This is a genomic window from Sphingorhabdus sp. 109 (genome assembly GCF_902506555.1).
GTDB lineage: Bacteria > Pseudomonadota > Alphaproteobacteria > Sphingomonadales > Sphingomonadaceae > Parasphingorhabdus.
This window is the reverse complement of sequence record NZ_LR732707.1, coordinates 2,679,875-2,700,488: the sequence shown is the minus strand read 5'-3', so window position 1 is coordinate 2,700,488 and position 20,614 is coordinate 2,679,875. Positions and strand designations below refer to the sequence as shown.

Annotated in this window: 25 protein-coding genes; 10 read left to right on the top strand and 15 right to left on the bottom strand. The window is 58.7% G+C overall.

Translation table 11 applies throughout. From position 1 onward, the window contains the following. The first annotated feature begins 33 nt into the window (after window positions 1-33). The gene (locus BOSE62_RS12715) at window positions 34-1,464 is read left to right on the top strand and encodes a hypothetical protein (protein WP_159646791.1); all 1,431 of its coding nucleotides are present in this window, start codon (window positions 34-36) and stop codon (window positions 1,462-1,464) included. Between the two features lie 5 nt (window positions 1,465-1,469). Here the strand turns inward: BOSE62_RS12715 and BOSE62_RS12710 are convergent, their stop codons facing one another. After that, window positions 1,470-2,273 (bottom strand): NTP transferase domain-containing protein, encoded by an 804-nt coding sequence (locus BOSE62_RS12710; protein ID WP_159646789.1) that lies wholly within the window; start codon window positions 2,271-2,273, stop codon window positions 1,470-1,472. Between the two features lie 129 nt (window positions 2,274-2,402). Here BOSE62_RS12710 and BOSE62_RS12705 point away from each other — a divergent pair, with 129 nt between their 5' ends. Next, complete coding sequence (locus tag BOSE62_RS12705; protein WP_159646787.1) at window positions 2,403-3,752, top strand: lipopolysaccharide biosynthesis protein; 1,350 nt, start codon at window positions 2,403-2,405, stop codon at window positions 3,750-3,752. A 48-nt stretch (window positions 3,753-3,800) separates the two neighbouring features. Here the strand turns inward: BOSE62_RS12705 and rpsI are convergent, their stop codons facing one another. The 3 genes from rpsI to BOSE62_RS12690 form a co-directional block, all read right to left on the bottom strand. Further along, window positions 3,801-4,340, bottom strand: a complete 540-nt coding sequence (gene rpsI / locus BOSE62_RS12700) for a 30S ribosomal protein S9 (RefSeq protein ID WP_159646785.1) — start codon at window positions 4,338-4,340, stop codon at window positions 3,801-3,803. Beyond that, complete coding sequence (rplM, locus tag BOSE62_RS12695; protein ID WP_159646783.1) at window positions 4,340-4,819, bottom strand: 50S ribosomal protein L13; 480 nt, start codon at window positions 4,817-4,819, stop codon at window positions 4,340-4,342. Before rplM ends, rpsI begins: the two co-directional genes overlap by 1 nt. Window positions 4,820-4,957: 138 nt before the next feature. After that, complete coding sequence (locus tag BOSE62_RS12690; protein WP_236554017.1) at window positions 4,958-6,028, bottom strand: COX15/CtaA family protein; 1,071 nt, start codon at window positions 6,026-6,028, stop codon at window positions 4,958-4,960. A 150-nt stretch (window positions 6,029-6,178) separates the two neighbouring features. Between BOSE62_RS12690 and BOSE62_RS12685 the strand changes: the two genes are divergently transcribed. The 6 genes from BOSE62_RS12685 to BOSE62_RS12660 all read left to right on the top strand — a co-directional run bounded on the left by BOSE62_RS12685 (window position 6,179) and on the right by BOSE62_RS12660 (window position 12,143). Next, window positions 6,179-6,586: a MerC domain-containing protein gene (locus BOSE62_RS12685; RefSeq protein WP_394700102.1), complete on the top strand. Its 408-nt coding sequence runs from the start codon at window positions 6,179-6,181 to the stop codon at window positions 6,584-6,586. A 46-nt stretch (window positions 6,587-6,632) separates the two neighbouring features. Continuing rightward, window positions 6,633-7,091 carry a Fur family transcriptional regulator gene (locus BOSE62_RS12680; RefSeq protein WP_159646781.1) on the top strand — a complete coding sequence of 153 codons (459 nt, stop codon included), beginning with the start codon at window positions 6,633-6,635 and terminating at the stop codon, window positions 7,089-7,091. Between the two features lie 97 nt (window positions 7,092-7,188). Then, window positions 7,189-9,117, top strand: coding sequence for a 1-deoxy-D-xylulose-5-phosphate synthase (dxs, locus tag BOSE62_RS12675; RefSeq protein ID WP_159646779.1), 1,929 nt, complete (start codon window positions 7,189-7,191; stop codon window positions 9,115-9,117). 49 nt (window positions 9,118-9,166) lie between these two features. Further along, a complete protein-coding gene (locus BOSE62_RS12670) occupies window positions 9,167-9,850 on the top strand; it encodes a pyrimidine 5'-nucleotidase (protein ID WP_159646777.1) in 684 nt (227 codons plus the stop codon). Next, window positions 9,847-10,683 carry a 2,3,4,5-tetrahydropyridine-2,6-dicarboxylate N-succinyltransferase gene (dapD, locus tag BOSE62_RS12665; protein ID WP_159646775.1) on the top strand — a complete coding sequence of 279 codons (837 nt, stop codon included), beginning with the start codon at window positions 9,847-9,849 and terminating at the stop codon, window positions 10,681-10,683. The genes BOSE62_RS12670 and dapD overlap by 4 nt, the downstream gene beginning before the upstream one ends. After that, window positions 10,683-12,143: a carotenoid oxygenase family protein gene (locus BOSE62_RS12660; protein ID WP_159646773.1), complete on the top strand. Its 1,461-nt coding sequence runs from the start codon at window positions 10,683-10,685 to the stop codon at window positions 12,141-12,143. The genes dapD and BOSE62_RS12660 overlap by 1 nt, the downstream gene beginning before the upstream one ends. Before the next feature lie 81 nt (window positions 12,144-12,224). Here the strand turns inward: BOSE62_RS12660 and ruvB are convergent, their stop codons facing one another. Continuing rightward, entirely contained in the window at window positions 12,225-13,256 is a 1,032-nt protein-coding gene (gene ruvB / locus BOSE62_RS12655) for a Holliday junction branch migration DNA helicase RuvB (RefSeq protein ID WP_159646771.1), read from the bottom strand. A gap of 61 nt (window positions 13,257-13,317) precedes the next feature. Between ruvB and BOSE62_RS12650 the strand changes: the two genes are divergently transcribed. Beyond that, window positions 13,318-13,632 carry a GIY-YIG nuclease family protein gene (locus BOSE62_RS12650; protein ID WP_159646769.1) on the top strand — a complete coding sequence of 105 codons (315 nt, stop codon included), beginning with the start codon at window positions 13,318-13,320 and terminating at the stop codon, window positions 13,630-13,632. Between the two features lie 140 nt (window positions 13,633-13,772). Here BOSE62_RS12650 and ruvA read toward each other — a convergent pair whose 3' ends face one another. From ruvA to BOSE62_RS12615, 7 genes are all read right to left on the bottom strand, one after another. Next, a complete protein-coding gene (gene ruvA / locus BOSE62_RS12645) occupies window positions 13,773-14,378 on the bottom strand; it encodes a Holliday junction branch migration protein RuvA (RefSeq protein ID WP_159646767.1) in 606 nt (201 codons plus the stop codon). Window positions 14,379-14,582: 204 nt separating this feature from the next. After that, window positions 14,583-15,053, bottom strand: coding sequence for a crossover junction endodeoxyribonuclease RuvC (gene ruvC / locus BOSE62_RS12640; RefSeq protein ID WP_159646765.1), 471 nt, complete (start codon window positions 15,051-15,053; stop codon window positions 14,583-14,585). Window position 15,054: 1 nt separating this feature from the next. Next, window positions 15,055-15,405: a DUF3147 family protein gene (locus BOSE62_RS12635; protein WP_159646763.1), complete on the bottom strand. Its 351-nt coding sequence runs from the start codon at window positions 15,403-15,405 to the stop codon at window positions 15,055-15,057. After that, entirely contained in the window at window positions 15,405-16,154 is a 750-nt protein-coding gene (locus BOSE62_RS12630) for a YebC/PmpR family DNA-binding transcriptional regulator (protein ID WP_159646761.1), read from the bottom strand. The genes BOSE62_RS12635 and BOSE62_RS12630 overlap by 1 nt, the downstream gene beginning before the upstream one ends. Before the next feature lie 22 nt (window positions 16,155-16,176). Beyond that, on the bottom strand, window positions 16,177-16,497 hold the full coding sequence (locus BOSE62_RS12625; RefSeq protein ID WP_159646759.1) for a heavy metal-binding domain-containing protein: 321 nt from the start codon (window positions 16,495-16,497) through the stop codon (window positions 16,177-16,179). A gap of 42 nt (window positions 16,498-16,539) precedes the next feature. Next, window positions 16,540-16,782: a DUF2312 domain-containing protein gene (locus BOSE62_RS12620; RefSeq protein ID WP_100093000.1), complete on the bottom strand. Its 243-nt coding sequence runs from the start codon at window positions 16,780-16,782 to the stop codon at window positions 16,540-16,542. Between the two features lie 43 nt (window positions 16,783-16,825). Then, window positions 16,826-17,134: a DUF1244 domain-containing protein gene (locus BOSE62_RS12615; protein ID WP_159646757.1), complete on the bottom strand. Its 309-nt coding sequence runs from the start codon at window positions 17,132-17,134 to the stop codon at window positions 16,826-16,828. Window positions 17,135-17,220: 86 nt separating this feature from the next. Between BOSE62_RS12615 and pyk the strand changes: the two genes are divergently transcribed. Next, on the top strand, window positions 17,221-18,672 hold the full coding sequence (gene pyk, locus BOSE62_RS12610; protein WP_159646755.1) for a pyruvate kinase: 1,452 nt from the start codon (window positions 17,221-17,223) through the stop codon (window positions 18,670-18,672). Here pyk and BOSE62_RS12605 read toward each other — a convergent pair. From BOSE62_RS12605 to galE, 3 genes are all read right to left on the bottom strand, one after another. Beyond that, the gene (locus BOSE62_RS12605; RefSeq protein ID WP_328799798.1) at window positions 18,669-19,256 is read right to left on the bottom strand and encodes an HAD family hydrolase; all 588 of its coding nucleotides are present in this window, start codon (window positions 19,254-19,256) and stop codon (window positions 18,669-18,671) included. The two genes, pyk and BOSE62_RS12605, sit on opposite strands and share 4 nt — an antisense overlap. Before the next feature lie 47 nt (window positions 19,257-19,303). Continuing rightward, window positions 19,304-19,429: a type B 50S ribosomal protein L36 gene (gene ykgO / locus BOSE62_RS12600; protein ID WP_011415100.1), complete on the bottom strand. Its 126-nt coding sequence runs from the start codon at window positions 19,427-19,429 to the stop codon at window positions 19,304-19,306. A 101-nt stretch (window positions 19,430-19,530) separates the two neighbouring features. After that, window positions 19,531-20,535, bottom strand: a complete 1,005-nt coding sequence (gene galE / locus BOSE62_RS12595) for a UDP-glucose 4-epimerase GalE (protein ID WP_159646753.1) — start codon at window positions 20,533-20,535, stop codon at window positions 19,531-19,533. Window positions 20,536-20,614 lie beyond the last annotated feature (79 nt).

Sequence of the window (20,614 nt, the reverse complement as noted above, 5' to 3'; positions counted from 1 at the left end):
TTGAGTTTATTTCAATCCGAGACGGCTCAGGCCATGAGCAGCGGCGGCGATGCCCGCATCACCATGGACCCCGCGACGGGACTGAACCGTTATCATAGCAGCCCCTGGCCCCGAGATATCATTGCCTATGCCAGTTCAACGGCCAATGATATAAGCAAAGCGGCATTTGCGCATGTCCAGTCGGTGCTGGCGAAACATGGGCAGCGGATATCCGCCCCCGAATTCTATCAAGAGCGCCTGGAACACTTGCGGCACACGATCCGGACCGCTTATGATCTTCCGCAAACAGTGCAGGTCGCATTCGCCCCTTCAGGCACCGATCTGGAATATATTGCACTGCTCTCCGTGAAAGGTGATCACAAGCGCCCGGTGCACAATATTCTGCTTGGTTCGGACGAAGTTGGCAGCGGCTGCATCCATAGCGCACATGGCCACTATTTCAGCGGTGAAACCGCATTGTCGATAGAAACGGTTCCGGGCATGCCGGTCGACGGACTGGGCGATACATCGCTACAGGAATTTCCGGTTCGCGATGAAGCCGGGGTGGCCTATAACAGCATCGAAATTACCGGCCAGATCGAACCGGCCATCCGGGCGGCGCTCGAACGGTCGGAAAGACCACTGGTCCATATCGTGCATGGATCCAAGACCGGATTGATCCTGCCACATCTGGCTGAAATTGACGCATTGCGTGACAAATATGGTTCGGATATCGCCTTCGTTGTCGACGCCTGTCAGGCGCGGATCACCTCGGCCGCGATCGCCGATTATCTGCAGCGCGACATCATGGTATTTCTGACCGGCTCGAAGTTCATGGGCGGTCCACCATTCAGCGGTTTTGCCCTGATGCGCGAAGACATGCTGCACAGCTGTGGTCCGATACCCGCCGGACTTTGCAATATATTCCGCCGCGCCGAATTCCCCCCAGCCTGGCCCGGACAGGAAAGACTGCGTGCGGACAGCAATCCGGGACTGTTGTTGCGACTCGAGGCTTCACTGTTTGAACTGGAGCGCTTCCAGGCACTTCCGACTGCGGAAATCCGCCGGATCACCGACCAGTTCCGTGAAGCGACGCAATGGCTGTGCGGACAGATTGGCGCAGAAAAGGTCCACAGTTACCCACCGGGCGAAAAAGAGGAAGCCCGGTTGCATCCGCTCGAAATGCGGACTTTGGTAACCATCAATATCAGCGACGGCACCAGCCTGGATTTCGATGATGCCACGCGGATCCACAAGGCGATGGTAGCGAGGGATATTCGGCTGGGGCAACCCGTTCGATGTGTGAAATGGGGTAATGGACGGTTTGGCGGGACCTTGCGGCTCGGCCTGTCGATGCCGCAAATGATCAATCTGGCCGCGCTTGATGACGCAGGACTTGCCGCGAAACTGCGCGAAGACATGGCGACGATTGCCGGCGCCTATCAGGAAGCGCGTGATACCGCCCTCATCGCTGCAGACAGCTGATTTGGCTATAATTTCAGGCCGGCAACCCGATCTTCCAGTATGGCTTCGACAATCTTGTACGTCCGCTCATTGTCGACATCGATAGCCTGAGTGCCGTCGCTCAGCGGCACCCGTCGGATGGTGATGCCGAAGCGCTTGGACATGCGTCTGAAAGCGCCATCAATGGTAACCAGCTTGAACCGCATGAGCAATATGTTGAACAGGCCGAAAGCGTTAACCAGACGCTTGGGGTTTTTCATGAACTGCCCGCCTTCGCGGAAAATATCGGCAGCTTTCAGCGCATCATTATTGGCGATTCCGTAGAGATTGCAATTGGCATAGCCATTGTCCCGGAAGTCGTAGAACCCGCCCTGCGCCTTGGGATGGATCGCGGTGATATCGTCCTTGTTGGCCAGTCCGGCGACGGCATCCGCTCCCTCTTCGAGTGCTTTGACAGCCCTGTCGATACTGTCGTGCTTGATCAGAACATTATCTGCGGTGGTGATGATGAAAGGTGGTGTTCCATTGGCACAGCCCAGCAGGACGCTTTCGGCAATATTGCTATCCGATGCGATGAAATGGATGGGAAGATCGTCACGCGCAAATTTTGCGGCCACCGGGCGGACTGCAGCCTCGCCATCGGGTTCGATCAATATATGAACGGACCGGCAACCGGGATGGCTGGTGACCGACTCCAATGTCCGGGCAATCAGTTGCTCGCCGGCGATGGGGATCAGGCATTTGTGGCTGACGCCATGCGCCTCCGCCAAGGGATTGATCACGCCTGTGCGCTGGGCAGCCAGCAATATTACATCAAATCTGGTATCCATATGGTCCCTGTGGCGCGGGCGCTGGATTTATTCAAGAGCCGGATTGATAAGACAATGATGGAAATAGCAGAATTTTGCGATAAAGAGATCGATCAACCGTCTGATGATGAGTAGGAAAAGTCGAGATCTGTGTCGCAAAATAGACTCTCCAGATGGTTCAGCAGCGAAGATTCGCTGGTTCGCGTATTCCGCAACAGCAGCTGGCTCTTCTCCGCCAAGGGTATCGGTGCGGTCCTGAGCATCTTCTATCTCGCGATCTTGACCCGCAGCTTGGGGGTCGCCGGCTTTGGTGAATTCATGGTCATCGTCGGCGCCATCCAGGTTCTGTCAGCAATCCTGAAACTGCAGACCTGGCAGACCGTGGTGCAATTTGGCGTCCCCTTTCTGATCGCCGGACAGCATGCGGCGTTCCGGAAACTGTCGGCCCGAAGCTTTTCGATCGAACTGATCGGCGGGCTGGTTGCCTGCGCGGCCTTGTGGCTGATGCTGCCTCATGGCGCGACTCAATTTGGCTGGAGCGGCACGGTCGAACAGGCGATACTGGGTTATGGCGTGATTGTTTTCCTGTCGGTCCGGTCGACCCCCACCGGCATATTGCGTGCGCAGGACCGCTTCGGCGGCAATGCCTTCGGCGATGCCATCATTCCGATCGTGCGCTTCGTCGGAGCTTTGGCCCTGTTCTTGACCCGGCCGTCGATGACCGGCTTTCTGATCGTCTGGGGGCTTTCCGAATTTGTCAGTTTCGTGGTGATGTGGCTGATGGTCTGGCGGCGGCAGGATCAAGCCCCTCTACCGCAAAGCGCGATCACACAAGCGGCCCCGGCGCCGGACCGAAAGGAGTTCGCAGCATTTCTGCTGTTCACCAATCTCGCCTATCTGATCAGCGTGATCCGCGAACGGCTGGTGGTCGTCATTGTCGGCTTTTTTGTTGGCCCGGCTGCCGCAGGCCTGTTCCGTCTGGCCGACCAGCTTGCCAACAGCCTCAACCGGCTCGCGGAAGTGTTTGCCCGCCCGCTTTTTGCAGAATTGTCCCGCCTGTTCGCGACCGGACAGTCGCGCAAATCCAGAGCCCTGTTCTGGCGATCCCTTCGGGTTTCGGCGCTGAGCGGCGGCGTCCTTTTCCTCGGCCTGCTGCTGTTCGGCAAGCATATCATCAACCTGATTTCCGGACCCGAATATCTCGCCGCCTTCCCGCTATTGCTGCTGCTGGGCGCCGCAACCATCATCAGCCTGGCCGGATTAGGCCTCGAGCCCCTGCTTCAGGCTGCGGGCCGTACCAGAAATGCGCTGCTGGTCCGACTGGTCGGTTTGCTCACGCTGGGACTGTTGATGGCCTTTGCATTACCCGCCTCGGGCACGATCGGTGTGGCCTGGGCCATGCTGATCTCGGCGATGGTGACAAGCGTCATGCTGCTGGTCTCGAGCAGGGCCGTGATCAGCAAACCCCAGCGACCCGTTCCGAAACTTCGCAAACCATAAAAAAGGCGACCCGCAGGCCGCCTTTTTCGCAATTCGATTTGGTTTCGCTTAACGCTTGGAGAACTGGAAGCTCTTGCGCGCTTTTGCCTTACCGTATTTCTTGCGTTCAACCTTCCGGCTGTCACGGGTAAGAAAGCCTTCTGCCTTCACGGCCGACCGCAAAGCCGGTTCATATTTGGTCAGGGCCTGCGAAATGCCGTGCTTGACCGCACCGGCCTGTCCGGAAAGACCGCCACCCTTAACCGTAACGTCCACGTCATATTGACCTTCGCGCTCGGTGATGGCGAAAACCTGGTTGAGCACCAGACGCAGGGTCGGGCGAGCGAAATAGGTTTCCTGGTCACGACCGTTGATCGTGATCTTGCCTTTGCCGGGCTTCAGCCAAACACGGGCAACCGCGTCTTTACGGCGACCGGTTGCATAGGCACGGCCAAATTTGTCCAGCTCCTGCTCGCGCAAAGGCATGGTGGAGACGGGCGGCTCAGCGGCTACGGTTTCGGCGTCCGCTTCAGCAGCAGCCGGTGCATCGACCACAGCCGGGCCAGCGATATCTTTAAGATCAGCGAGATCGGTTTTTACGTCAGACATTATGCGCCCACCTTGTTCTTACGGTTCATCGAAGCGACGTCGAGCGCCACCGGGTTCTGGCCAGCATAAGGATGCTCGGTGCCGGCAAAAACGTGCAAGGCACGCATCTGGGCGAAGCCAAGTGGTCCCTTGGGGATCATCCGCTCGACAGCTTTTTCCATGACGCGCTCGGGGAAACGGCCTTCGAGAACCTTTTCCGCGGTCGTGCCGCTGATGCCGCCGGGATGGCCGGAGTGCTTGTAATAGGTTTTCTGCTTGGTCTTGTTGCCGGTGAACTTCACCTTCTCGGCGTTGATCACGATGACATGGTCGCCGCAATCCACATGAGGGGTGTAGCTTGGCTTGTGCTTGCCGCGCAGGATACTGGCGATAATCGATGCAACCCGGCCAACGACCAGATCTTCGGCATCAATGATATGCCATTTCTTTTCGACATCAGCTGGCTTGGCCGACTGTGTCTGTTTCGTGATACCCTTCATGGGGTGACTCCTTCTTGGAGAATGGATAGATTCAAAAATGATAAAAGCCGGACACGAAGTTCCGGCCGGCTGCGGCGCTATTGGCTTTGTTTTTTCCGCAAGTCAAGCGAAAGCGGGGCTTTGCTGGCGGGTATAATATTACCGAGGACCGTTTTCCGCTTGCGGACGGCCGATTAAATGGACGCCCCAGACAGTCGACGCGACAACCAGCGCCCCAACCGCCTGGTGCAGCACCGCCAGATGGATATCGATCCCGGTCATCACCGTGGCGATGCCCAGCAAGATCTGGCTGCCAAAGGCTATATGGATAGCAACCGAAGCGCGGCGGTCCATTTTCCGGACCTTCCGGGCGAGAACCACCAGAAAACCGACCGCAACCCAGGCCCACCAGCGGTGGATGAAGTGGATCAGATAGGGGTCATTATTAAGCGCATTCCAGATACCCGAAGCCCAGTCGATTCCGCCGGGAATGAAATAGTCATTCATCAGCGGCCAGCTGCTCGACACATAACCGGCGTTCAGACCGGCGGTATAGGCGCCGAACAGCAGCTGTACGAACAGTACAACAATCGTCATCAGACCAAAGCCCGTCAGCCGTGCCGGCTTTCTGTCACCCGCCGCCCACTGGCGCAAGTCGAGTGCCGTCCAGACAAGCCCGCCCAATATGAAAAGCGCCGTCAGCAAATGGACAGCCAGCCGGAAATGGCTGACCTCGGTCCGTTCGCTCAGGCCGGAACTGACCATCCACCAGCCAATCGCTCCTTGCAGACCGCCGAGCGCCAGCAAGGCCACCAGACGCCAGCCATAGCCGGACGGAATTGCCCGCTTCACCGCAAACCACAGCAGCGGCAGTGCAAAGGCCACTCCGATCAAACGCCCGAGCAGGCGGTGCACCCATTCCCAGAAATAAATGAACTTGAAGTCCGCCAGCGTCATGCCCGCCGGCCCGTTAATTTCCAGATATTCGGGGATCTGCTTGTATTTTTCAAATTCTGACAACCAGTCCGCTTCGCTCAGCGGCGGTAGCGCGCCGGTCACCGGTTTCCATTCCGTGATCGACAGACCCGATTCGGTCAGCCGGGTAATCCCGCCTACCACCACCATGATGAAGACCAGAAAGGCGACGGAATAAAGCCAGTTGGCGATCGCGATCGGGCGACGGGAACTGGCCATGCTGTCTGGCTGCTCTGCGGTAATCGGCTGGGTCATCTGCGGCTATTTGGAATTAAATCGCCCGCCTGACAACCAGAATCGCGGAAGCGCGCCAAAATTTGGAAAGGAGGAGAAATGATATGTTGTAACTTAACAGGTCTTTTTCTATATGCTGCACACGCAAACAATGAAGCGAGACAGTGAGTCGTGTTTACGACAGCGAAATTCTGGGACAAGAACGGCGCCATGGTCAGGGACGGCCTTTGGGATCGGATCGCCGTGCTCGTCTCCGGCCTGTGCCTCGCACATTGTGTTGCGACCATTGCCTTTGTCGCGCTGCTGTCGTCGGCCGGCGGCATGTTTCTCAACCCGCTGATCCATGAAATCGGGCTTGGCATAGCTATTGCCCTCGGTTTTTTTGCGCTGGGACGCGGCGTGCTGGACCATGGCTATATCATGCCGGTAGCGATCGGCAGCCTGGGACTGGGAATGATGATGGGCGCGATCACGATTGGTCACGAAAACGGCCATGACAGCCTCGAAGTCCTGTATACCATGCTGGGTGTCGGCTTTCTGGCACTGGCCCATGACCTGAACTATCGCGCCACCCATTAAGTTTCTGCCCATTGCCCTTGCGGTGAAACATCCCTAAATTGCCCTGATGGGAAAACATGATCATCACGAGCATCACGGCGAATCCTTAGCCGACGCGGCGCGCCTCAATCTGGAGAAATCTGGGGAAAAATGGACGGAGACCAGAGCCGCCATTTTCGACGCGCTGGCCGGTTTCTCGCGCCCGGCATCGGCCTATGACATTGCCGAACTGGTTTCCGCCGCGCGCGGGAAGCGTGTCGCACCGAATAGCGTCTACCGGATATTGGATCTGTTCGTGGCGAATAATCTCGCGATGCGGATTGAAAGCGCCAATGCCTATCTCGCCAACAGCCATCCCGGCTGCGAGCATGATTGTATTTTTCTGGTTTGCGACAGTTGCGGCGAGGCCACCCATATTGATGACGACCCGCTGTCGCAGCAAGTGCGCAAAGTAGCAAATAACCAGGGCTTCAACTCCATCCGGCCGGTGATCGAAGTGCGCGGTATCTGCCAGAAATGCAGTTGATCCGGTTCCATTCTCAGCAAATGTTCACAAGCGGTCTGCTGAAAGTTCGACAGAGCATCGTAATGCCGTTAGAACTGGAAGCACACAGGGAGTAAATATGCCAGTTTCGAATACACCATTGCTGGATAATGTCTCCTTGCCGGCCGATCTGCGCAAATTAAAGCCGACGCAACTCCGGCAGTTTGCCGACGAACTGCGCACCGAAGTGATCGACACCGTGTCCACCACCGGCGGGCATCTCGGCGCCGGGCTCGGCGTTGTCGAACTGACCACGGCCATCCATTATGTCTTCAATACGCCTGAAGACCGGCTGATCTGGGATGTCGGCCACCAATGCTATCCGCACAAGATTATCACCGGTCGTCGCGATCGAATCCGGACCCTGCGGCAAGGCGGGGGTCTTTCCGGCTTTACCAAGCGGTCGGAAAGCGAATATGATCCTTTCGGCGCTGCGCACAGCTCGACCTCGATCAGCGCGGCGCTCGGCTTCGCCATTGCCAACAAGCTCAACGACGCGCCGGGGCGCGGCATTGCCGTGATCGGCGACGGCGCCATGAGCGCCGGCATGGCCTATGAAGCGATGAACAATGCCGAGGCCGCCGGCAACCGGCTGGTCGTCATTCTCAACGACAATGATATGTCGATCGCGCCGCCGGTTGGCGGCCTGTCAGCCTATCTCGCCCGGATCGTGTCCTCCCGCGAATTTCTCGGCGTGCGTCAGCTGGCCCGGCGCATCGCCCGCAAGCTGCCAAAAGCACTGCACGACGCCGCCCGCAAGACCGACGAATTTGCCCGCGGCATGACCATGGGCGGCACGTTGTTTGAGGAACTGGGCTTCTATTATGTCGGTCCGATTGACGGGCATAATCTGGAGCATCTGATTCCGGTACTGGAAAATGTGCGCGACGCGGCGGAGGGCCCCTGCCTGGTGCATGTGGTCACGGAAAAGGGCAAAGGCTATAAATTCGCCGAGGAAGCCGCTGACAAATATCACGGCGTCGCCCAGTTTGATGTGGTGTCCGGCAAGCAGAACAAGGGGCCGGGCGGTGGCCCCCCGGCCTATCAGAATGTCTTTGGCGAAACCCTTGCCAAGCTCGCCGACAGCGATTCGCGGATTTGCGCGATTACCGCTGCCATGCCGTCGGGCACCGGCGTTGACAAATTTGCCAAGGCGCATCCCGACAAGGCCTTTGATGTCGGCATTGCCGAACAGCATGGCGTGACCTTTGCGGCCGGCCTCGCAGCTCAGGGCATGCGACCGTTCTGCGCCATCTATTCCACATTCCTGCAGCGCGCCTATGATCAGGTCGTGCATGATGTGGCGATCCAGAATCTGCCGGTTCGCTTTGCCATTGACCGCGCCGGTCTGGTCGGGGCCGACGGCAGCACCCACGCCGGCAGCTTCGACATCACCTATCTGGCGACGCTGCCCAATATGGTGGTAATGGCGGCAGCAGACGAAGCCGAACTGGCGCATATGACCTATACCGCCGCGCTGCACGACAGCGGCCCGATCGCCTTCCGCTATCCGCGCGGCAATGGCACCGGCGTTCCGATTCCGGAAAAGCTCGAACGGCTGGAAATCGGCAAGGGCCGGATCGTCAAGCAAGGCACCAAGGTGGCAATCCTGTCGCTCGGCGCCCGACTGGAAGAAGCCAGAAAGGCCGCAGAACGGCTGGAAGCGCGCGGCCTCAGCACCACTGTCGCTGATTTGCGCTTTGCCAAACCACTCGACGAGGAACTTATTCGCAAATTGCTGACCACCCATGAAGTGGCGGTTACGATAGAGGAAGCCGCCGTCGGGGGTCTCGGCGCGCATGTCCTGACCTATGCATCCGACAACGGGCTGACCGATGCGGGTCTCAAAATCCGCACCATGCGTTTGCCGGATATATTCCAGGATCAGGACAAGCCCGACCTGCAATATGCCGAAGCCGGACTCGACGCCGATGGCATTGTCGATACCGTGCTCAAGGCCCTCCGGCATAACAGCACCAGTGTCGAGGATGCTGGAGCGCGCGCCTAGCCTATATTGCTGCTTGTGATTGCCGGAAACGGTCTTTAGGCGGTTCGCCATGCCACCCGAACTCTCCCATATCGATCACTGGATTTTCGATCTCGATAATGTGCTCTATCCGGTCGAGTGCGACCTGTTCGCGCTGATCGACATCAAGATGGGCGAATATATTGCCCGGACTCTGGAATGCGACCTCGTGGAGGCGCGCAAAATCCAGAAGGCTTTTTTCCATGATCACGGCACCACGCTGGCGGGTCTGATGCACCATCACGGGACCGATCCGTCGGACTTTCTGGATTTCGTCCACGATATCGACATGGATCGTCTGGCGCCGGCGCCGCTGGTTCGCGATGCCATTGCCGCGCTGCCGGGCGAGAAGCTGGTTTTCACCAATGCTGACCGGCCTTACGCCCTCAAGGTGCTGGAAAGACGCGGACTGGATGGCCTGTTCAACCAGATGCACGACATACTGGACACCGGTCTCGTGCCAAAACCTCAGACAGCTGCTTACGAGAGCCTGATTGCCGCCACCGGTATCAATCCGGCCCGCGCATTGTTTGTAGAGGATATGGCCCGCAATTTGCGTCCGGCAAAAGATTTGGGCATGACCACTGTGTGGATCAATACCGGCGCAGAATGGGCTGGTCGCGAGCATGATCCCGCCTATATTGACCACGAAATCACAGATCTGGAAAGCTGGGTCACCGGCCTCCACCAAGAAAAGGAAGAAACACCGACATGACCGCAGCTTTGCAGACCATTATCGACAATGCCTGGGACAAACGGGAATCCCTTGGCCTGACTACTCAGGGCGAGATCCGCGATGCTGTCGATTCCGCACTGGCCATGCTCGACAATGGCAGCGGCCGGGTCGCCGAGAAGAAAGACGGCCAGTGGGTGGTTAACCAGTGGCTGAAAAAAGCGGTGCTGCTCTCCTTCCGCCTGAACGACAATAAAGTCATCGAAGGGCCTGGCGGCGCCAATCACTGGGACAAGGTGCCGAGCAAATTTGCCGGCTGGGGTGAAAACCGGTTCCGCGAGGCGGGCTTCCGCTCGGTTCCCGGTTCGGTCGTCCGCCAGGGTGCACATATCGGCCGCGGCGTCGTGCTGATGCCGAGCTTCGTCAACATCGGTGCCTTTGTCGATGAAGGCACGATGGTCGATGGCTGGGCGACAGTCGGCAGCTGCGCGCAGATCGGCAAGAATGTCCATATTTCCGGCGGCGCCGGCATCGGCGGCGTGCTGGAACCGCTGCAGGCCGATCCGGTGATCATCGAGGATGGTGCCTTCATCGGTGCCCGGGCGGAAGTTGCCGAGGGTGTCCGCGTCGGCGAGGGTGCGGTGCTTTCGATGGGCGTCTATCTCGGCGCGTCAACCAAGATCGTCGACCGCGACACCGGCAAGATCTGGATGGGCGAAGTTCCACCTTATTCGGTCGTCGTGCCGGGTACATTGCCGCCAAAGGTCAAGGTTGACGGCGCTCCGCAGCCGTCGCTCTATTGTGCCGTGATCGTCAAGACGGTCGACGCGCAGACCCGGTCCAAGACCGGCATCAACGAATTGCTGCGCGACTGATGGCAACCGGGGTGGATCAGGTGAAGGTAACGCTGGAACCGAATGACCACCCCTATCGCAATGGTGCCTGGACTCCGGTTTTCGAGGAAGTCGACACGGATGAACTCGAGATAATCGGGACGATTCCGGCCGATATCGACGGGCTCTATGTCCGCAACACCGAGAATCCGGTGCATGACAGTATCGGCCGTTATCACCCCTTTGACGGTGACGGGATGATCCATACGATCCGCCTGCGCAACGGCAAGGCACACTATCGCAACCGCTTTGTCCGCACCAAGGGCTTCGAGGCCGAACAGGAAGAAGGCGGTCCCTTGTGGGTCGGCATCATGGGCAAGCCCGATGATTCCAAGCGCAAGGGGTGGGGCGCGCATGGCAGCATCAAGGACAGCAGCTCGACCGATGTCGTAGTTCACGCCGGCGCGATCCTCTCGACCTTCTATCAATGCGGCGAAGGCTATCGGCTCGATCCGGAGACACTGGAGACCATCGGCACGGCGGACTGGGTACCGGAGGACGGCATTTCCGCTCACCCGAAGGTCGACGAGGCCACCGGCGAACTGCTGTTCTTCAACTATTCGACCAAAGCGCCCTATTGCCATTATGGCGTCGTCGGGCCGGACAATGCGCTCAAGCATTTTATTCCCATCGAACTGCCCGGCGCGCGCCTGCCGCACGATATGGCGTTCACCGAGAATTTCGCCATTTTCAACGACTGTCCACTTTACTGGAAGCCGGAACTGATCGAGCGGAATCTCTTTATTCCCGCTTATCATCCCGACGAGCCCACCCGCTTCGGGATCATCCCGCGCATGGGCCAGCCGGAGGATATAAAATGGTTCGACGCGAAGCCAACCTACGTCCTCCACTGGACCAACGCCTATGAACAGGGCGATGAAGTGGTTCTCGACGGCTATTTCCAGAATGAGCCGGTGCCGCCACCCCTGACCGATTTCCCGGCAGGCTATGAAAGCATGGGCGCGAGCATCGACCTGCACAGTTTCAAACCCGAATTACACCGCTGGCGCTTCAACATGAAAACCGGCGAGACCAAAGAAGAGACATTGTTCAACGACTATCCGGTCGAATTCGGGATGATCAACCAGCAGATCGCCGGCAAACCCTATCGCTATGTCTATAGCGTTACCGGCGAGCCGGGCTGGTTCCTGTTCAATGGCCTGACGAAACATGACCTGGAGACCGGCGAAGCAGAGCATATCTCCTTTGGCGAGCAACGCTTTGGCTCCGAAGCCCCCTTCATCCCGCGCGCAAATCCGCAGTCAGAGGATGACGGTTATCTGATCAGCTTCATCACCGATATGGCGCAGAACCGGTCGGAATGTATCATCATTGACGCACAGGATATTGCGGCAGGCCCGGTCTGCACGATCATCCTGCCGCACCGGATTAGCAGCGGCACCCATGCAACCTGGGCGTCGGCGGAGCAGATAGCGAGATAACGGTGCTCCGCACTGGATGCGGAGCCCTGACGGCTAGTAGCGCTCTCGATATCCAGAGCTCCGCTTCAAGTGCGGAGCACGTCAATCAAACAGCTCTCCGTCCACCTCTTTACCCGCAGGCGGCGACAGCCCGAGATGCTGCCACCCGCGATCATTCAGCGTCCGGCCACGGGCGGTCCGCGCGATCAGGCCGAGCTGGATCAAATAAGGCTCGATCACTTCCTCCACCGTGTCCCGCGGTTCCGAAAGGCCAGCCGCAAGCGTCTCCACACCGACCGGACCGCCCTTGTAGACGTCCGCAATCATGTAAAGATAGCGCCGGTCCATCGCGTCGAGACCGATGCTGTCGACTTCGAGCCGGACAAGCGATTCATCAGCGATTTTCCGGTCGACCAGTCTCGTGCCCGCGACATTGGCAAAATCCCGCACCCGGCGGAGCAGGCGACCGGCGATACGCGGCGTGCCCCGTGCGCGGCGCGCCACTTCGGTGGCACCATCGGGCGCAATATCGAGATCGAGCAGCCGCGCGGCGCGATGAACGACCTGTTCCAGTTCCTCGGTCGTATAGAAATTGAGCCGTACCGGTATGCCGAATCGGTCGCGCAGCGGCGTGGTCAGCAGGCCCTGGCGGGTGGTCGCGCCGATCAGTGTGAATTGTGGCAGGTCGATCCGTACCGAGCGCGCCGAGGGGCCTTCGCCGATGATCAGATCGAGCGCGCGATCTTCCATCGCCGGATAGAGCACTTCCTCGACCACCGGATTGAGCCGATGAATCTCGTCGATAAACAGGACATCGCCTTCTTCAAGATTGGTCAGCAGCGCTGCAAGATCGCCGGACTTGGCGATGACCGGCCCGGAAGTCGCACGAAATCCGACACCCAATTCCCGTGCAATAATCTGCGCCAGCGTGGTCTTCCCCAATCCGGGAGGCCCAAAGAACAACACATGATCCAGCGCCTCGCTACGCCCCTTGGCCGCCTCGATAAACACCCGAAGATTGCCGCGCGCCGCTTCCTGCCCGATAAATTCGTCGAGCGTTTTCGGACGCAGGGCGGCGTCGATGTCTTCCGGCTGCCGCTGCGGCGAAAGATGCGAATTATCAGTAACGGCCAATACCCCTGAACTCGTCACCCTGAACTTGTTTCAGGGTCCATGGTGAGCCCATATACCTCACGTGCGACAAACGAAACAACCTTGCGTCTACATACTCGCCAGCCAGCCTTACGGCACGCTTTACATCGGCGTAACGTCGAACCTCATCCAGCGCCTTTGCCAGCATCGCGACAAACTGACGCCCGGATATACCTCTAAATATGCGGTGTATCGCCTTGTCCAATTTGAGATGTTCGACGGTATGAACAGCACGATCACGCGAGAGAAACAACTGAAAAATTGGCACCGTCCTTGGAAGATCAATCTGATTGAGTCGGAAAACCCGCAATGGATCGATCTGGCGGTCAATCTGGGCCTGCCCCCCATAAGTGACTGACGCCCCGCCACCGCCATGCTGAACTCGTTTCAGCATCCACCGCGAACCAATCACAGCCTGCGAGCGCGGAGAAGTGGGCCCTGAAACGAGTTCAGGGCGACGGAAAGAATGCTCATGAGCTTGCCGGTGCAAGCCGTCCATCAGCGCGCCGCCTTCTTCAACGCCAGCCGCACCAGCGCATCGAGTGTTGCGCCATCGCCGACCTCGGCATCCGCCGCTGCCACCGCCGCGCTCGCATCCGCCGGTTTAAAGCCGAGATTTTGCAGCGCGCTGACCGCATCGGCGCTGTTGTTCGAGGGTGCGTGGACCGCGCCGCCTGCTCCACTAATCGGATCGGTCGCGATGCCGCCGACCTTGTCTTTCAGCTCATTGACGATCCGCAGCGCCAGTTTCGGACCAACCCCGTTCGCCCGCGAAACCATCGCCTTGTCGCCGGTCGCCACGGCCCGCGAAATTTCTCCCGGTTCCAATGCCGACAGGATCGCCAGAGCCACCTTGCCGCCGACGCCCTGTACCGAGATCAGCAGGCGGAACCAGTCGCGCTCCGAGCCGCTGGCAAAGCCCATCAGCCGCATGTCGGTCTCGCTGACCTGCATTTCGGTATAGATGGTCGCGCCATCGCCCCTTGCGCCAATCGCGCTGATGGTGCGGGACGAGCAGAAGACCAGATAGCCGACGCCGTTTACGTCGAGCACGATATTGTCCGTGCCGATTTCGTCGATAGAGCCGGTCAGTTTTGCGATCATATTGTTGTTTTAGACTAACTTGGCACGCAATCCAGTGTTCTTTCTCTACCCCGCGCAAGCGGGCTACAAAATAGGAGCTCGCACAAGGACACGAAGGCACTAAGCGATTGGTGCCAAGGACTTGTCTTCGTGACTTTGGGTCTTCGTGCGCGAAAAATTAATCCGGTCCTTCGACAGGCTCAGGACGAACGGGCCGTGGTCCCTCTACCGCTTCCGGTGATGCGCGTGGGTGATCGCCACCGCCAGCGCATCGGCGGCATCCGCGCCGGCCAGCTTCACGCCGGGCAGCAGGATCTTGATCATCGCCTGCACCTGGTCCTTGTCCGCCTTGCCGACCCCCACCACCGATTTCTTGACCGTCTTCGCCGAATATTCGCCGACTTCGATTCCCGTCCGCGAAGCGCCGAGCAGCACGACGCCGCGCGCCTGCCCCAGCTTCAATGTGCTCTGCGGATTGCTGTTGACGAACACTTCCTCGACCGCTGCCGCATCAGGCTTAAATTCCAGCAGCAGATCGGTCAGCTCGAGGTCGAGCTTGAGCAGACGGCTGGCCATCGCCATTTTGCTGTCGGTCTTGATCTGGCCATTGGCGATATGGGACAGGCGATTGCCGTCCGCGACAATCACCCCCCAGCCGGTGGTACCGAGACCCGGATCGAGGCCGAGAATGATCATATTAAATCGGCAGCCCCATGCGCCGGCCAACAAAAGCCATGATCATATAAAGGCTTACCGTCAGCAGGCATCCCGCGGCCAGCGACAACCAGAAGCCGATACCATTGCGCAGCATCACCGGAATCAGCAGGAACATTGGAAGAGATGGAAGCACATACCAGAAGGTCGCCTCGGCATGGAGCGCCATATTTTCCGCGTCAGGCCGCGCATACCAGAGGAAGACCATGCCCAATATGGAGATCAGGGGCAGCGAGGCGACGAGCGCCCCGAAACTGGGCTGGCGCTGGGCGATGGTTGCCACCAGAGCCACGATCACTCCTGCGAGTGCGGCCTTGGCGGCAAATTCCCCCATCAGCCGGCGTTCAGTTTTTCCATGATTTCGTCGGACACGTCATAATTGCCCCAGACCGTCTGGACGTCGTCATCGTCTTCCAGAAGATCGATCAGGTTGAGCAAGGTCTCCGCCTGCTCCTGGTCGACTTCGACCTGAACCGTCGGACGCCATGCCAGTTTCACGCTGGCTGCTTCGCCGAGCGCCTTTTCGAGCGCTCCGGAAACCTCGTGAAGGTCTTCCATCGCGGTCCAGATTTCATGGCCGTCCTCATCGGAAGAAATATCTTCCGCGCCCGCTTCCATCGCCGCTTCGAGAACGGTTTCCTCGTCACCGGCGCTGACCGGATATTGAATATAGCCGACCCGGTCAAAACCGTGCGAAACCGAACCGCTTTCGCCCAGATTGCCGCCATTTCGCGACATGATGGTACGGACATTGGTAAAAGTGCGGTTATTATTGTCGGTCAGCGTCTCGATGATCAGCGACACGCCACCCGGGCCGAAACCTTCATAGCGGATCTCGCTATAGTCATCGCCTTCGTTGGCAGAGGCTTTTTCGATTGCGCGCTGGATATTGTCCTTCGGCATCGACACCGCCTTGGCGCTGTTGACCGCGAGGCGCAGGCGCGGATTGAAATCCGGGTCCGGCATTCCCGACTTGGCCGCCACGGTGATCTCGCGCGACAGCTTCGAAAATTGCGCCGCACGCTTCTTGTCCTGAGCGCCCTTGCGATGCTTGATATTGTTAAATTTACTATGGCCTGCCATTTTACCTCAAATTCCCGATTTTCTATTCCACGATTACTGCGGTGCCCGATGCCGACACCATCAGCATGGACCCCTTGTCGCCAACGACCTCATAGTCGAGATCGACACCGACCACGGCATTGCCGCCGGCCTTGGCCGCCTCGGCCTCCATCTCTGCCAGCGCTTCGTCGCGCGCGCGTTTCAGCACATTTTCATATTTGCCCGAGCGGCCACCAACAATGTCGGTAATGCTGGCAAACAGATCGCGAAACAGGTTCGCGCCGACGATTACCTCGCCAATGACGATCCCGCGATAATCGCGGATCGCGCGGCCTTCGATAGTTGGTGTCGTAGTGACGATCATGGCTGCTCTTCCATCGCTAAAGAACGGCTATTAGCCTATTGCTCAGGCCAAACCAAGCGCCGACTTATAGGTGTCGAGAATGGCTTCCATTTCCTGCCGGTCGTGGGTTTCCATTTTACGGAGACGGACGATCTGGCGCATGATCTTGGCGTCATAGCCCTGGGATTTCGCTTCGGAATAAACGTCGCGGATATCGTCCGCCATGCCTTTTTTCTCTTCTTCCAGCCGTTCGATACGCTCGATAAAAAGACGCAGCTGGTCTGCGGCGACATTGCCTTCGCTCATAGTTTCATTCCTTTAAATCTATATTCGGATTCGGAGCCTGCCTTTAAGACGCATCGGCGTTTTTGGCCACGCTTTCCTTCATCTTTTTGAGCCGTTCCGGCGTCGCCTCCGTCTGGTATTTCTGCTTCCACTCGCTGGCCGGCATGCCGTGAATGGCCGCCCGGGCTTCCTCCTTGGTCATTGAACCACCGGCCTCGACGGTCGCCTCCAGCACCCAGTCGGCCAGACAATTGCGGCAGAACCCGGCGAGGCCCATCAAATCGATATTTTCCGCGTCATGGCGATGCTGGAGATGGGTGACCAGACGGCGAAAGGCTGTAGCAGCAGCGGCATCGGTTATTTGATCGGTCATATTTGTTTCCATTGTTATTTGTTATTATCCTGTCATGAATTAGAAACAGGAAACGCGCAGGTAAAGCGCCACTAAGGATTTTTTGCATGGCATCGCCGATCTTCTCCCGAAATCGCAAAGTGAAAGTACTGGCAACGCTCGGCCCGTCCAGCGGCAGCCCCGACATGATCGAGGAGATGTACCGCGCCGGCGTCGACGCCTTCCGGATGAACATGAGCCACGGCGAGCACAAGGCGCACGCCGCCAATGTCAAATCGATCCGGGCATTGGAAAAGAAGGTCGGACGCCCGATCACCATATTGGCCGATTTACAGGGACCGAAACTGCGCATCGGCACCTTTGCCAAGCCACCGGTGATGCTCAAGGAAGGCGCGCGCTTCACACTCGACATGCGCAAGGAAGCCGGCGATGCACAGCGCGTGACCCTCCCGCACAAGGAAATTCTCGGCACCTTGCAGCCGGGCCACACGCTGCTGCTCGATGACGGCAAGATCCGGCTCGAAGTGACCAAAGCCGATGGCAAGAGCGTCGAGACCAAAGTGATCGTTGGCGGCGAAATTTCCGATCGCAAGGGGGTCAATGTCCCCGAAGTCGTTCTGCCGGTCAGTTCGCTCACCGACAAGGATCGCAAGGACCTGACTTTTGCGCTGGAACAGGATGTCGACTGGATCGCGCTGAGCTTTGTCCAGCGTCCGGAAGATGTCGCAGAGGCACGGCGGCTGATTCGCGGCAAGGCGGCCTTGCTGGCCAAGATCGAAAAGCCGGCGGCTATCGACCGGCTCGACGAGATACTGGAACTGTCGGACGCCGTGATGGTCGCGCGCGGCGATCTCGGGGTGGAGCTGTTGCCCGAGCAAGTGCCGCCGCTGCAGAAGAAGATCGTCGCCGCTGCCCGGAAGCTTGGCCGTCCGGTGGTCGTCGCCACGCAGATGCTCGAATCGATGATCAAGTCGCCGACGCCGACCCGCGCCGAAGTGTCCGATGTCGCCACCGCGATCTACGATGGCGCCGATGCGATAATGCTATCCGCCGAATCGGCCGTCGGCGACTGGCCGATCGAGGCGGCAACGATGATGGACCGGATCGCCGCTCAGGTGGAAAATGATCCGTCCTACGCCGATCGGGTTCATTTCACCGAAACCGTGCCCGATGAAACCACCGCGGATGCGCTGGCGGCGGCAAGCTATAATATCGCCCGCACCATCGAGACCTCGGCCATTGTCTGTTATACATCGTCCGGCTCGACCGCCCGGCGGATGGCCCGCGAACGCCCTTCGGTGCCGCTGCTGGTGCTCACCCCCAATCGCCACACGGCGCGGCGGGTCGGCCTGTTGTGGGGCGCCTATGCGGTGGTCACCCGCGACGTGAAGGATTTCGAGGAAATGATCGCCAAGGCCAAGCGCATGGCGTTGCGGCACAAGCTCGGAGCAGCGGGTTCCCGCTTGATCGTTTGCGCCGGCGTGCCCTTCGGTACGCCCGGCTCAACCAATCTGCTCCATATCGTGAGGCTGAGCGGAGACGAGCTCAAGCGCAGCTAGAGCAGGCGCAAGGCTTTCAGCTCCTGTTCCAGTCTGGCGGCATCGCTGAAATGATGGCCGGCAAGACCCATCGCTTCGCCCGCCTCGATATTGTCCAGCCGGTCATCGATGAAAAGACATTGGTCGGCGCGACGGCCGAATCGGTTCAGCGCGAGCTCGAATATCTCTGCATCCGGCTTGATCAGCTTTTCTTCACCGGAAATGACAATATCGGAAAATATCTCGAATATCGGGGCCGAGGGCCGGAACTGGGCCCAGGATTCGGCGCCGAAATTACTGATCACGAAGAGCGGCACGCCCCGGTCCGCCAGAGCGCGGACAAGCTCCAGCATGCCTTCGACCGGTCCCGGAATGGTTTCCGGAAAACGCTCGGAATAGGCAATGATATGTTCCTGATATTCGGGAAATTCGCGACTTCGTTCGGCGACCATATCGGCGAAGGGCCGACCGGCGTCATGCAGGAAATGCCATTCCGGCGTGACAACTTGGGCCAGGAACCAGTCCAGCTCTTCCGGGTCGGCAATCAGTTTTTCAAACAGACAGCGCAAGTCCCAGCGATACAGGACATTGCCTATATCGAAGATGACGGTGTCAATTATCGAGATGGCAGAACCCCCGCCAAATACGGTGCTTAGCCCTGGCGAGCCTTGAACCGGCGATTCGTCTTGTTGATCACATAGGTGCGACCACGGCGACGGATGACGCGGCAGTCCCGGTGACGGTTTTTAAGCGACTTCAAAGAGTTGCGGACTTTCATTTTGGTACCACGCCTTGATTATCTGAATTTCTTGAAAGCAGCCTAGCTGCGTTGAAGCAGGGCAATTAAGGTCGACAGCCGCCAAAGTCAAGCGAACAGCTTTATTCTCCGCGAATTTCGATGAGTTTGCGTTCCCACGCCAGCGCATGGGCGACAATTTCGTCGAGATCGGCATGTTTCGGCTGCCACGTAAAGCGGTCCATGATCGCCCGATTGTCGGAAATCAGCGAATCGGGGTCGCCCGCGCGCCGCCCTTCCATATTCCGCTTGATTCGCAGGTTGGTGACCCGGTCAACCGCATCGAGCACCTCGAGCACGGAAAATCCACGCCCATAGCCGCAATTGAGCAGATGATTCTCCTCCGGTTCCGCGATCAATGCTTCCAGCGCCAGCACATGGGCAGCGGCCAGATCGGACACATGGATATAGTCGCGCACGCCGGTGCCGTCGGGCGTATCATAATCCGTACCGAAGACCGCGACGCTGTCCCGCTTGCCCAGCGCCGCTTCCACCGCAACCTTGATCAGATGGGTGGCGCCGGCGGTCGATTGCCCGGTTCGGGCCTGCGGATCGGCACCAGCGACGTTGAAGTAGCGCAGGGCGCAGAAGTTCAGGTCATGGGCAGCCGATACGTCACGGAGCATATGCTCGGTCATCAGCTTGGACATGCCATAGGGATTGATCGGCAGTTGCGGCGTCGTCTCGCTGACCGGGCTTTCCTCGGGGATGCCGTAGGTTGCCGCAGTCGAGGAAAAAATGAAATGGCGCACGCCGCCGGTGACCGCCGATTCGATCAGGCTGCGGCTCTTGGCGCTGTTGTTATGATAATATTTGAGCGGATTTTCGACCGATTCAGGCACGATAATTGATCCGGCAAAATGCATGATCGCGCCGATATTCTCATCCTTGATGATCCGCGCAAGCAGGGCGCTATCTTCGATATCGCCCTCGTGGAACGCAACCCCTTCGGGAACCGCCCAGCGAAATCCGGTGGTCAGATTGTCGATGACCGCGACCGGCCAGCCGGCATCCTGCAGGGCCAGCACCGCGTGACTGCCGATATAGCCGGCCCCGCCGGTTACCAATATGGTGAAGGGTTTCGCCATGATTTCCAAATTCCCTGTTGCGCAATATCGGCTGTATATCGCTGCATTATCTCTATCCGGTTAAGCCCACCGGGCAAGG

What these genes read in the sequence shown, in the direction of transcription:
- BOSE62_RS12715 (WP_159646791.1), top strand. Translation starts at nt 34, where the DNA reads ATGAGCAGCGGCGGCGATGCCCGCATCACCATGGACCCCGCGACGGGA.
- BOSE62_RS12710 (WP_159646789.1), bottom strand. Translation starts at nt 2,273, where the DNA reads ATGGATACCAGATTTGATGTAATATTGCTGGCTGCCCAGCGCACAGGC.
- rpsI (WP_159646785.1), bottom strand. Translation starts at nt 4,340, where the DNA reads ATGTCTGACGTAAAAACCGATCTCGCTGATCTTAAAGATATCGCTGGC.
- rplM (WP_159646783.1), bottom strand. Translation starts at nt 4,819, where the DNA reads ATGAAGGGTATCACGAAACAGACACAGTCGGCCAAGCCAGCTGATGTC.
- BOSE62_RS12690 (WP_236554017.1), bottom strand. Translation starts at nt 6,028, where the DNA reads ATGACCCAGCCGATTACCGCAGAGCAGCCAGACAGCATGGCCAGTTCC.
- BOSE62_RS12680 (WP_159646781.1), top strand. Translation starts at nt 6,633, where the DNA reads ATGGGAAAACATGATCATCACGAGCATCACGGCGAATCCTTAGCCGAC.
- dxs (WP_159646779.1), top strand. Translation starts at nt 7,189, where the DNA reads ATGCCAGTTTCGAATACACCATTGCTGGATAATGTCTCCTTGCCGGCC.
- BOSE62_RS12670 (WP_159646777.1), top strand. Translation starts at nt 9,167, where the DNA reads ATGCCACCCGAACTCTCCCATATCGATCACTGGATTTTCGATCTCGAT.
- dapD (WP_159646775.1), top strand. Translation starts at nt 9,847, where the DNA reads ATGACCGCAGCTTTGCAGACCATTATCGACAATGCCTGGGACAAACGG.
- BOSE62_RS12660 (WP_159646773.1), top strand. Translation starts at nt 10,683, where the DNA reads ATGGCAACCGGGGTGGATCAGGTGAAGGTAACGCTGGAACCGAATGAC.
- ruvA (WP_159646767.1), bottom strand. Translation starts at nt 14,378, where the DNA reads ATGATCGCAAAACTGACCGGCTCTATCGACGAAATCGGCACGGACAAT.
- ruvC (WP_159646765.1), bottom strand. Translation starts at nt 15,053, where the DNA reads ATGATCATTCTCGGCCTCGATCCGGGTCTCGGTACCACCGGCTGGGGG.
- BOSE62_RS12635 (WP_159646763.1), bottom strand. Translation starts at nt 15,405, where the DNA reads ATGGGGGAATTTGCCGCCAAGGCCGCACTCGCAGGAGTGATCGTGGCT.
- BOSE62_RS12630 (WP_159646761.1), bottom strand. Translation starts at nt 16,154, where the DNA reads ATGGCAGGCCATAGTAAATTTAACAATATCAAGCATCGCAAGGGCGCT.
- BOSE62_RS12625 (WP_159646759.1), bottom strand. Translation starts at nt 16,497, where the DNA reads ATGATCGTCACTACGACACCAACTATCGAAGGCCGCGCGATCCGCGAT.
- BOSE62_RS12620 (WP_100093000.1), bottom strand. Translation starts at nt 16,782, where the DNA reads ATGAGCGAAGGCAATGTCGCCGCAGACCAGCTGCGTCTTTTTATCGAG.
- BOSE62_RS12615 (WP_159646757.1), bottom strand. Translation starts at nt 17,134, where the DNA reads ATGACCGATCAAATAACCGATGCCGCTGCTGCTACAGCCTTTCGCCGT.
- pyk (WP_159646755.1), top strand. Translation starts at nt 17,221, where the DNA reads ATGGCATCGCCGATCTTCTCCCGAAATCGCAAAGTGAAAGTACTGGCA.
- ykgO (WP_011415100.1), bottom strand. Translation starts at nt 19,429, where the DNA reads ATGAAAGTCCGCAACTCTTTGAAGTCGCTTAAAAACCGTCACCGGGAC.
- galE (WP_159646753.1), bottom strand. Translation starts at nt 20,535, where the DNA reads ATGGCGAAACCCTTCACCATATTGGTAACCGGCGGGGCCGGCTATATC.